This window comes from Actinospica acidithermotolerans (assembly GCF_018139625.1).
Taxonomy (GTDB): Bacteria; Actinomycetota; Actinomycetes; order Streptomycetales; family Catenulisporaceae; genus Actinospica; species Actinospica acidithermotolerans.
In genome coordinates, this window is sequence record NZ_JAGSOH010000179.1 from 1 (window position 1) to 10332 (window position 10332).

Sequence of the window (10332 nt, forward strand, 5' to 3'; positions counted from 1 at the left end):
GGCTGGTGCTGGGGCTGCTGCGGCGCGCCGTACCCCGGCTGCTGCTGCCCGGGCTGCGGTTGCGGCTGCTGCGCCGGATAACCGCCGGGCTGCGGGCCCCCGTATCCGCGCGACGGCTGGTCCGGGCCGGTTGGCACGGTCATGGTGAGGTTCTCCCCCTCGTCGTTGCGACCGCGGAGCCAACCCCGGCGATCTTGCGAACTCGGAATGCGGATACGCATGCTTTCATGCCCGTACGGGACCCCGCCACACGAGCGCCCGCCCTCGCGCCCGCCCGGTGTCGGTGCCGCCGTGCACAATGGGTGGGGTCAGCGCAAGCGGTGCGAACGGCCCCCCGGCAGGAGCGAAATGATCACCATCACGACCGTGAACGTCAACGGGCTGCGCGCCGCCTCCGGCAAGGGCTTCGACGCATGGCTGGCGGCCACCGGCGCCGACGTCGTCTGCCTGCAGGAAGTGCGCGCCGACCATGCCCAGGTCCCCGCGCAGCTCAGGGAGCCCGAGGGCTGGGCGAGGCCGCTGTTCGCACCCGCCTCCTCCAAGGGCCGAGCGGGCGTGGGCATGTACACCCGCGTCGAGCCGACCAGGACCCAGGTCGGCTTCGGCAGCGGCGAGTTCGACGAGTCCGGCCGCTACATCGAGATCGACCTCCCCCCGGTCGACGGCCTGCCCGGCATCACCGTGGCCAGCCTCTACCTCCCCTCCGGCGAGACCGGCACCGCGCGCCAGGAGGAGAAGGAGCGCTTCATGACCGAGTTCCTCGCCTACCTCGTGGCCGCCCGCAAGCGCCTCGAGGCCGAAGGCCGCGAACTCGTCGTCTGCGGCGACTGGAACATCGCCCACCGCGAGGCCGACCTGAAGAACTGGAAGTCGAACCAGAAGACCGCCGGCTTCCTCCCCGAGGAGCGCGCCTGGCTCACCCGCGTCTTCGACGAGGCCGGCTACGTCGACGTCATGCGCGCCCTGCACCCCGACGAGACCGGCCCCTACTCCTGGTGGTCCTACCGCGGCCGCGCCTTCGACAACGACGCCGGCTGGCGCATCGACTACCAGATCGCCACCCCGGGCCTCGCCGCCCTCGCCAAGTCCGCAGTCGTCGAGCGCGCGGTCGACCACCCGTCCCGGTGGAGCGACCACGCGCCGGTGACTGTGACCTATGCTGCGTGAGACCGACGTACGGTGCTTGAGACCGACGTACGGTGCTTGAGACCGACGTACGGCACTTGAGACCGACGTTCGGTGCGGGAAACCGAACCGACGTGGTCGTCCGGCGGGCCGGCCGACCCCGACCGCCGTAAGCCCCACCGCCGCGGCGCGCGTGGTGCCCGGCGCAGACTGACCGAACCGGGCAGTCATCACCGTCGGAATCGCGGCGGGAGCGGCGCTCTCCCGTCAGTTGCTGGTGCGCCCGTAGAAGAGCTGCGATGTCAGGTCGTTGAGTCGCATGTCGGGCCGTTCGCCGTAGGTGAGAACCGAGTTGATCCGCGGGGTCTCACCGGTCACCGGGGTGACCTGGTGCATCGCGTAACGGCCGTGAAAGAAGGCCAGGGTGCCGGGAGCGCTCGGCAGGTCCACGACGCCTTCCTCCTCGCCGTCCCAAAGAACGCGGCGCACACCCTCGTAGTTCTCGTCCTCCGGGCTCCGCAGGCCCGGGTGGTACCGGAAGGCGCCGCCACTTTCCGACTCCTGGTACATCAGCGTGACCGAGAATTCGCTCCGGTCGAAGTGCCAGCCGAGTTCGTCGCCGGTCTGGAAGAGCGTGATCTGCACCGCGTCGAGCGGGTCGGCGCTGCGGTAGAGCGCTTTCTTGCCCAGTACCGCGGCAATGAAGGAGGTCAGGTCATCGGACTCGTAGAGGCGACGTACCGGCACGTTCTCGGGCAGGTAGTCGTAGGCGATCCCGTTCTTGGCCGAACGCACCAGGAAGGCTCGGGGGTCCGCCGGCGCGACGGTGTCGTCCGGCTCTTCGAAGTAGACGGTGTGGGTCTGGTCGGACCTCCACGCTTTCGAGACCAGCGCATAGGCCACTCGAACCATCTCGGTCACCGCGTCGGCCGGCATGAAGCCCGGGAGGCTGCAGGCTCCGTGCTCGGCGAGCTGCTGACGACACTGTTCGACGAACGCGCGTCCGCGATCGCTGTCGAGGTCGTGGATGGGGTAACGCTCCAGGTCGATGAGGTGGACGAGGTCGGCGTATCCGGCCTCGGCCGGTGGCTTGGTCATCGGATTCTCCGTTCAAACGCGGCGGCCGGGTCAGTGCTCACCAGCATCGATCGAGATGGTCAGCAGCACAATTCGTTTTCATGTGCCCAATCATGAATTTCACTAATAGACTCGGGGTGTGCGTGGAGATCCAGCGCCGCTACCGGAGATCCGGCCGCTCGTCGCCCTTGCCGAGATCGCGCGGACGGGTTCGTTCAGTGCCGCCGCCGAGGCGCTGGGCTATACCCAGTCGGCGATCAGCCAGCAGATTCGTCGGCTGGAGCGGCAGGTGGGCCATCGGCTGATCGAGCGCTCCAGCGGCCCGCGCGCCGTCTCCATGACGCCTGCCGGCGAGGTGATGCTGCGTCATGGCGAAGCGATCGCCGCTCGTTTGACCAGCGCGGCCGCCGACCTCGCGGCGTTGCGGGCCGGCAAGATCGGCACGCTTCGGGTCGGCTGTTTCGAGAGCGCCGGCGCCGAGCTCCTGCCCGCCGCGCTGAGCGCATTCGCCCGCGAATGGCCGCAGGCGCGGGTCGAGCTGGTCGAGGCCGAGGACGACGCCGGGTTGCTGACTCTGATCGAAGCCGGCGAACTGGACGTGGCCTACGTGGTTCTGCCATTGCCGACCGGCCCCTTCGAATGCGTCGAACTGCTCGACGACCCCTATGTGGCCGTGCTGGCGAAGAATCTGCCGCTGGCTCAGGACCCCGGCCCCATGGCACTGGAGCAGCTTCGCGGTCAGCGGCTGGCCAGCTACGCGCGGATGCGAGCCCCACACGCGATCGAGCAGCGCTTGGGCAGGCCGGAGTTGGGTGCGCAGATCGTGTACCGCTCGCACCGCAATTCGACCTTAGTGGGCCTGGCCGAGCAGAACGCCGCGATCGCCGTGATGTCCTGGCTGTCAGCGCGCCCGACCCGTGACAGGGTCACGATCCGCCCCCTGATCGGCGTCGCACCGCGCACCATCGGGCTGGTGTGGCACCGCGATCGGCTCCCCAATCCGATGTTGAGGGCATTCACCGCTCTCGCCAGCGCGGTACCCCTCGCCAGACGTCTCTCGGCAGGCCGGTGACGCGGTTCGGCAGGCCCCGAGCCGTGCTCCGTCGGCACCATCTATCCCGGCGAACCGCCTGAACGTCTGCGGCCATGCCGCACGGCGGCGGAATTGCGGTCTGACTGCTCCTCAGGTTTTGCCGGACCGCGATGCCGCCTTGGCTTCTAGTTAACCTTCTTTACCTTACCCTTTGTCAACATGAAACGACTCACCTGGATCGCGACGACGGCCGGAGTGCTCGCCCTCATCACCGGGGCCGCGGAAGTGGCTCTGGCGACCACGAGCTCTGCCAGCCCGCCGCCGGCCGCCGCCGACACGTCCGCAACCGGTCGATTGTCCGCCGCGACCGCCACCAGCACCGCTGCCCCCGGCACGACCGACACCGTCAGCCTGGGCGGCTGGGCCGGATTGCTGCTGCCGGTCAACCCGTCCGGACAGCTGTCCGGGAAGGACGCGATGGTCGTCCGGCCGGCGCGGCTGGATGCGCCGTGGTTGACGCGGACGAGCGGCGGGGCGCTGGAGTTCTGGGCGCCGTCCGGCGGCGCCACCACGCCCGGCTCGCTGCACTCGCGCACCGAACTCGAATCCGCGACCAAGTACAGCGTCGGCAAGCAGGAGCACGTGTTGTCCGCGACGCTCGAGATCCAGCAGCTGCCGAAGAGCAAACCGCAGATCTGCGTCGCCCAGTTGCACGCGGGCGGCTCGGGCGGCTCCAATCCGTTCGTGATGGTCGACTACGGCTCCGGCGGGCTCTACGTCATGGTCGAGACCGGGACGTCGGCTTCCCCGAGTTACTACACACTGCTGACGGGCGTGCCGCTCGGTGCCGCGCTGAGCTACCGGCTCGCGGACAACGGCAACGGAACGCTCACATTCGCAGCGACCTCCGGCAGCCAGAACAGGGCGTTCACCGTCCGAGTGCCGCCCGCCCTCGACGGCGCCAGCGGCCATTTCTCCGCCGGCGACTACGAGCAGGGCACGGTGAGCAAGGGCTCGAACGACGGCGGGAGGGTTCTCTTCACGGCCCTGACGCAGAGTTAGCCCCGGCCGCCGCGGTGGGTCCGACGGCCGCTGACGGCCGCTGACGGCCACTTCACGGCTGGACGTGGTCGAAGACCAGGTCGGAGTCGAGCCGGTACCGGTCGCCCCGGTAAACCGCCCTGGTGTACTCGATGACCCTGTCCTGCGTGTCGCGCGTTGTGACGTCGAACAGCAGTGCCGGGGTGTACGGCGGCACCTCCAGGACGCTCGACTCCTGCTCGTCCGTCACCGTGGCCTCGATCGACTGTGCCGCGCGCGCCATGGTGATTCCGTAGCGCTCGCGCAGCAGCCGGTAGAAGGAGCCGCGCTGGAAATCCTCGCCGTCGATCCCGGGCACGTACTTCTCCGGGACGTGGATCCGTTCCACGGCCAGCGGAGCGCCGTCGACGATGCGCAGCCGCTCGGCGCGGACGACCGGTTCGTTCGGGGAGACCGTCAGGGCCCGGGCCAGGCGGGCCCCGGCGCTGCGCCGCTCGAAGGAGAGGGTCCGGCTCTCCCACACCCCCTCGGCGAGCGGCACTCGAAACCCGTTGCGGACTCCGGCGCTCGGTGCCATCGGCTGCGACACCCGGCCGGCGGCCTTGAACGTGCCCCGGCCCGTGCGGCGCACGAGCACGCCCTCGTCCACGAGTTCCTCGACGGCCGCCCGCAGCGTGGGGCGGGAGACCCCGAGGTGCTCGCAGAGCTCGTGTTCCGAGGGCAGCGCCTCGCCGGGCTCGTGATCGGCGACCATGGCGAGAATCGCGTCGCGTGCCTGCGTACGCTTGACCGGTGATCTCATTGACCAAGGGTAAGGCCTACTCGGCCGCTTTGCCAGCAACATCCGGCGATCCAGAGCCCTAAAGGGCAACCGATCCCGCCCCTTGACTTTACCTTTTGTAAGCTTCAGACTCTGGTGCCATGAAACCCACTCGAACGATGACGGGCCGGCGTTGGGCCGCGGCGATAGCCGGGCTCACCACCCTCTGCCTGGCAGTGGCCGCGGTCGAAGCCGGTGCGGCCGACGCCACCCCGCCCGTCTCCGCGGCGGCCTCGATCACCCCGACCAGCACGGCGAACGGCTACAAGTTCCTGGACCAGATGATGGACAAGTACGCGACCGGCTCCACGGTCCGACTCGTCCAGAGCTACGTCTGGGACTCGGCGATGGGCGAGTTCACCGACGCGGTCACCTACGACGACGCCCTGGTGATCGACGCGTTCCTCGCCCGCGGCACGAGCGACGACATCGCGCGCGCCGAGGTGATCGGCAACGCCCTGCTGTACGTGCAGGCCCACGACTCCAGCCACGACGGCCGGATCCGGGCCGCGTACGCGCCGAAGCCGCTGACCAGTACGAGCGCGATCGACGCCACCGACCCGACCAGCGACGTCGGCAACATGGCCTGGGTCGGGCAGGCGCTGGTCCAGCTCTACGCGAAGACCCGCGTGACCGCGTACCTGACCGGCGCGACGGCCGTGGCGAACTGGATCCAGAACCACGCGTACGACACGCGCGGGGCCGGCGGCTACACCGGCGGCTACGACGGATCCTCGAAGATCACCTGGAAGTCCACCGAGCACAACATCGACGTCTACGCACTGTTCTCGATGCTCGCCACCGAGACCGGCAGCAGCACCTGGACCACGCGCGCGAGCTACGCAAAGACCTTCGTCTACGCGATGTGGAACAGCAAGGCGAGCGACTTCTGGGTCGGCACCGGCACCAACGGCGTCTCGCTCAACACCGACTTCCTGCCCGAGGACGTCAACACCTGGAGTTACCTGGCGTTCAAGGACCCGGCTCACGCCGCCTCAGTCGACTGGGACATCGCGCACCTCGCCGCGACCAACAACGGCTTCACCGGGGTCAGCTTCGCGGCCTGCGACAGGTCGAAAGTGTGGTTCGAGGGCACCGCGCACCTGGCGGACGCGCTCGCGATCCGCAACGGCAGCGGCGACACCGCCAAGGCCCAGGCGTACCTCAACACCCTCGAGCGTTCGCAGACCACCGCGCTGCACAACAACGGACTCGCCATCGTCGCGGCGTCGGCGGACAACCTCTCCGACTGCGACAGCGACGACTACTACGCCGCCCCGCACATCGGCGCGACGGCCTGGTACCTGATGGCCGGCACCGCGAGCGATCCGTTCCTACCCCTCAACTGAGGCCCTCACCGGATGGACCCGGAGAACCGGAGCGGTTGACCGGCACGCAGGCGGTCAACCGCTCCGCTGTTGAGCCCGTCGTTTTTCGAGGCTACGGCAGCGAGTGTTCGGGAGGTAGGGCCGAGCTGGGCGAGGGACCACGGCCGGGAGATCGCCGATTCCCGGTAGGCCGAGCAGGATTCACAGCGACCGCGCCCCGGCTTAGACCAGGTGGGGGACGCCTCCGCGTAATCCCCGCGGATCGGGGCAATCGTTCCAGGGCCGTCGCAATCGCGCGCACCTCTGGAGGTTGGCAGATGGAACACCCCGAAGCGGCACCGCATGTCCGGGGCATGTTGACGCTCATCACCGCGGGGGAGAACGAAACGGTGCCCAATGGCGTCCCGTACGGTGCCCTGCCGCTGCATTCGCTCGAGACGTCTGAGGTGAAGACGTGGCTCGAGAAGTACAAGCGGTACTCGATCTTCGTCATGGCGGGCAGCCACTTCGAGATGAAGGGCGTCCCGGCGCTGACCGTGTCCTCGAGCCTTGAGGACTATAAGGCTGTCATGAAGGCTTCGCCGCTGTGATGCGTCGATGCGTCGAGCCGTGACGTGAGCTGAGATCAAGGTCACCTTCGCTTGACCTGTTGATTGGGCGTCTGTGGCGGCGACGATAGGTCCGCCATGACGTTCGCCGACGCCCTCATCCTGCTCGCGGCCGGTGTGCTGGGCGGGCTCGCCAGCACGATCGCCAGCGTGGCGAGCGTCGTGTCGTATCCCGTGCTGCTCGTGCTCGGCCTGCCGCCGCTGGCGGCGAACGTCACCAACACGGTGTCGCTGGTCCTGACCGGCGTCGGGTCCGTGCTTGGTTCCCGCCCCGAGTTGGCAGGGCAGCGGTCACGGGTGCGTCGGCTCGGCCTTATCACGGCGCTCGGCGGAGCGGCCGGCGCGGCGGTTCTGCTGATCGCGCCGGGTCGCGCGTTCGCCGTGGTGGTTCCCGTCCTGATCGGCGGCGCGTCGGTGGCGCTGCTTGCGCAGCCCGCGATCCGCCGGTTGGCTCCCTCGGCGCACAGCGAGAACTCTGCCTGGCGCCTGGCGTGTGTGTTCGCGGTCGCGGTCTACGCGGGGTACTTCGGTGCGGCCGGCGGGGTGCTGATGCTGGCCGTGCTCGGCACCATGCTCGCCGAGCCCTTGGTGCGGATCAACGCCGTCAAGAACGCGATCAGCGGCATCGCGAACGGCGTCGCCGCGATCCTGTTTGCGGTCTTCGCGCCGGTCCACTGGACGTACGTGCCGTTACTCGCGGTGGGATTCCTGGTAGGCGGCTACATCGGACCCAGGCTGATCCGCCACGTGCCGGTACAGCCGCTGCGGCTCTTCATCGCGGCCGCCGGGCTGGCTCTGGCGGTGAAGCTCGGGTTGTCCGCTTACCGGTGAGGGGCGGCGCCGCCGAGCCGCTGCTCACTCCGGGACGAGGCCGTCCCACGACCACCGAGGAATGGTCAGTCCGTCCGGGACCTCGCTGCGGTCGAAGGGGTAACGCGCCATCGTGACCGTGGTCGTCCAGGCGAAATAGTCGTGCAGGACCCGGCAGAGCTGCTTGTCGTCGCCCAGCCCGGCATCGACCAGCGCCTGGTCGAAGCAGTCGATCGCCCGGCGGTCCATCTCCTCGTGGACGCCCTCGCCGGAGTGCATCCGGACCACGGCGCTTTCGTCGCCGTACTTCTCCGAGAACTCTGCCGGCCCGCCCCACGCCTGCGCCCAATAGGCGGCCAGCCGCTCGGTGTGCGCCGGATTGAAGCCGTGACTGAACGCATGACTGACGATCTCGTCCTCCATCACCCGCGCGTGCCACGCATCGGCGAGGCGCAGCACCCCACTTTCCGCGCCCGCAGCTTCATAGATTGTCCGCATAGATCCCAGCCTGCCACTGATCGGCGAACAGCGCGTTGACGCGCGGCGGCGGACCTCGGTATCGAATCGCGGATGCGCTGCTGGGCGAGAGGTGCTGCGTATCTTAGAGTTCTCAGCAAGCTCTATCCGGACCGATGATCAGATGGTTGATCAGGGGAGGCCTTGCTGTGCGCAGGCTGCACGTCACGCTGCTGGCAATACTCGTGGTCTGCGTCGCTGGATGCTCAGCGCTGAAAGCGGATACGACGGCGGTCTCGTCGTCGGCGGCGACTCCGCAGACGAGGGTCGGCGTACTCGCGGCCGTTCACGATCCCGGGCAGGTGACCGGGACCGTTCCAGCCTCCTGCCACGCGGGCGCGGGGCCGACGCCGGATCCGACCTGCACGCCGGGGGCCATCGATCCCGCGGTGACCCAGCAGAACATCTCCACCACCATCTGCCGCAGCAACTACACGGCCAAGATCCGGCCGTCGACGGGCCAGACCGACAAGGTCAAGGCCGAGATGTACAAGGCGTACGGGATAAAGTCCGGCACGACCAGCGAGCTCGACCACCTGGTGAGCCTCGAACTCGGCGGCTCGAACGATGTCAAGAACCTCTGGCCGGAGGTCGGCTCGCTGCCGAACCCGAAGGACAAGGTGGAGAACGACCTGCACCGGGCTGTGTGCTCGGGCAAGGTCACTCTCGCTGCCGCGCAGCGGGCCATCGCGACCGACTGGTTGACGGCGGAGCACAGTCTCGGTCTCTCGTAGCGGCTTTCGTCCGTCCGCCGGAGCACAGTCCTCGGTGCGCAGCGCGGGTACGGACGGCTGTTGATCCCTAGCGGATTGCAGGGCTAGGGCCGCTCAGGGCGGCGAACTGGGCGGTCAGGTCGGCTAGGGCCGCCTCGGTCGCCGCGGTGAGGGCGGCGGCTTGGGCGGGATCGAGCCGGGTGGCCGCGGGCGCGGTGACGAGGGTGTGCAGGGAGAGTTCGGCGCGGGCCAGGCGCGTGGCGGCGGCGACCAGGGCTTGGGCCGCGTCCGCGGTGAGGCGGGGCTGCGGCGGCTCGGCGGCCAGGCGGGCGGCCGCGGCTTCGGCGTCGGTGCGGGCGCGTCGGGCGGCGGACTGGAGCGTGCGCAGGCGGTGGGCGTCGGGGGCGCCGACGGCGTCCAGTTCGTGGCGGAGGGCTGCCGCGTACGTCTGGTGGGCGTCGACCAGGCGGGCGAAGATCTGGGGGGCGTTCCTGGCGTGCCAGGTAGGCCAGACGGCGTAGGCGACCAGGGCCAGGAGTGCGCCGAGTGCCGTGTCGGCGAGGCGGACGGTGGCGGTGGTCTCGGCGCTGAGGCCGAGGATGTCGAGCAGCAGGACGATGAAGACGGTCAGGTAGATGCTGTACCTGAGATAGTCGACCTCGAACACGGCGTACGCGGCGGCGACGGCGACTCCGGCCGCGAGGGCGAGGCAGACGGGCGTGCCGTGGAGCAGCATCGCGATGAGGGCTCCGGCCAGTGCGCCCACCGCGGTGCCGATGGCGCGGTGCACGCCGCGGGAGACGGTGGAGTTGTAGTCGGGCTTCAGGACGAGGAACACGGTGAGTACGACCCAGCGGCCCTCGTAGAGTCCTGTGATGCGAACGAAGGTCTCTGCGATTCCCGCGGCTACGGCGAGACGCAGGGCGTGCCGGCCGATCTCGCCGGAGGGGTTGAGATGGGCGCGGAGCGTGGCCAGGGCGGGGGCGTCGGCGAGCAGTTCCGGGGCGACGGTGGAGGTGGCTGGGGCTGACGTGTCGAGGCCGTTCAGGAGGGTGGTGATGGAGTTCAGGTGGGTGAGGACGGCTGTTGCGGACCAGTGCCAGCCTTCGGAATTCCCGGCGGGGAGTTCGGGGAGCGTCGGAAGTGCGGCGGCGGTGGCGTGGGACGAGATTGCACGAGGAGTCCGGCCGATGGCCTCGGCTGCGGCGGCGAGTACGTGGGCTGAGTCTGCGGCGAGGCGGCGGGCGGCGGGGGCTTCGGC

11 protein-coding genes are annotated in these 10332 nt (G+C 69.3%); 7 read left to right on the plus strand and 4 right to left on the minus strand.

The window, feature by feature from the left end:
- Nucleotides 1–348 precede the first annotated feature (348 nt).
- On the plus strand, nt 349–1167 hold the full coding sequence (locus KDK95_RS32365) for an exodeoxyribonuclease III (protein ID WP_212522164.1): 819 nt from the start codon (nt 349–351) through the stop codon (nt 1165–1167).
- A gap of 225 nt (nt 1168–1392) precedes the next feature.
- Here the strand turns inward: KDK95_RS32365 and KDK95_RS32370 are convergent, their stop codons facing one another.
- Nucleotides 1393–2223, minus strand: coding sequence for a HalD/BesD family halogenase (locus KDK95_RS32370; protein WP_212522165.1), 831 nt, complete (start codon nt 2221–2223; stop codon nt 1393–1395).
- Between the two features lie 118 nt (nt 2224–2341).
- On the opposite strand from KDK95_RS32370, the gene KDK95_RS32375 reads away from it, so the two are divergent.
- Nucleotides 2342–3274 carry a LysR family transcriptional regulator gene (locus KDK95_RS32375; protein WP_212522166.1) on the plus strand — a complete coding sequence of 311 codons (933 nt, stop codon included), beginning with the start codon at nt 2342–2344 and terminating at the stop codon, nt 3272–3274.
- Nucleotides 3275–3454: 180 nt separating this feature from the next.
- Nucleotides 3455–4297 carry a polysaccharide lyase family 7 protein gene (locus KDK95_RS32380; protein WP_212522167.1) on the plus strand — a complete coding sequence of 281 codons (843 nt, stop codon included), beginning with the start codon at nt 3455–3457 and terminating at the stop codon, nt 4295–4297.
- 52 nt (nt 4298–4349) lie between these two features.
- On the opposite strand, the gene KDK95_RS32385 is transcribed toward KDK95_RS32380, so the two are convergent.
- Nucleotides 4350–5078 carry a GntR family transcriptional regulator gene (locus KDK95_RS32385; protein ID WP_212522168.1) on the minus strand — a complete coding sequence of 243 codons (729 nt, stop codon included), beginning with the start codon at nt 5076–5078 and terminating at the stop codon, nt 4350–4352.
- A gap of 119 nt (nt 5079–5197) precedes the next feature.
- Between KDK95_RS32385 and KDK95_RS32390 the strand changes: the two genes are divergently transcribed.
- From KDK95_RS32390 to KDK95_RS32400, 3 genes are all read left to right on the plus strand, one after another.
- The gene (locus KDK95_RS32390; RefSeq protein ID WP_212522169.1) at nt 5198–6445 is read left to right on the plus strand and encodes a hypothetical protein; all 1248 of its coding nucleotides are present in this window, start codon (nt 5198–5200) and stop codon (nt 6443–6445) included.
- 296 nt (nt 6446–6741) lie between these two features.
- Nucleotides 6742–7014 (plus strand): hypothetical protein, encoded by a 273-nt coding sequence (locus KDK95_RS32395; protein ID WP_212522170.1) that lies wholly within the window; start codon nt 6742–6744, stop codon nt 7012–7014.
- Nucleotides 7015–7110: 96 nt separating this feature from the next.
- Entirely contained in the window at nt 7111–7863 is a 753-nt protein-coding gene (locus KDK95_RS32400) for a sulfite exporter TauE/SafE family protein (RefSeq protein WP_212522171.1), read from the plus strand.
- A 24-nt stretch (nt 7864–7887) separates the two neighbouring features.
- Here the strand turns inward: KDK95_RS32400 and KDK95_RS32405 are convergent, their stop codons facing one another.
- A complete protein-coding gene (locus KDK95_RS32405) occupies nt 7888–8340 on the minus strand; it encodes a group II truncated hemoglobin (RefSeq protein ID WP_282971727.1) in 453 nt (150 codons plus the stop codon).
- A 167-nt stretch (nt 8341–8507) separates the two neighbouring features.
- Between KDK95_RS32405 and KDK95_RS32410 the strand changes: the two genes are divergently transcribed.
- A complete protein-coding gene (locus tag KDK95_RS32410; RefSeq protein ID WP_212522173.1) occupies nt 8508–9092 on the plus strand; it encodes a hypothetical protein in 585 nt (194 codons plus the stop codon).
- Nucleotides 9093–9159: 67 nt separating this feature from the next.
- Here KDK95_RS32410 and KDK95_RS32415 read toward each other — a convergent pair.
- Nucleotides 9160–10332: FUSC family protein (locus KDK95_RS32415; RefSeq protein ID WP_212522174.1), on the minus strand; the 1173-nt coding region annotated here is incomplete at its 5' end.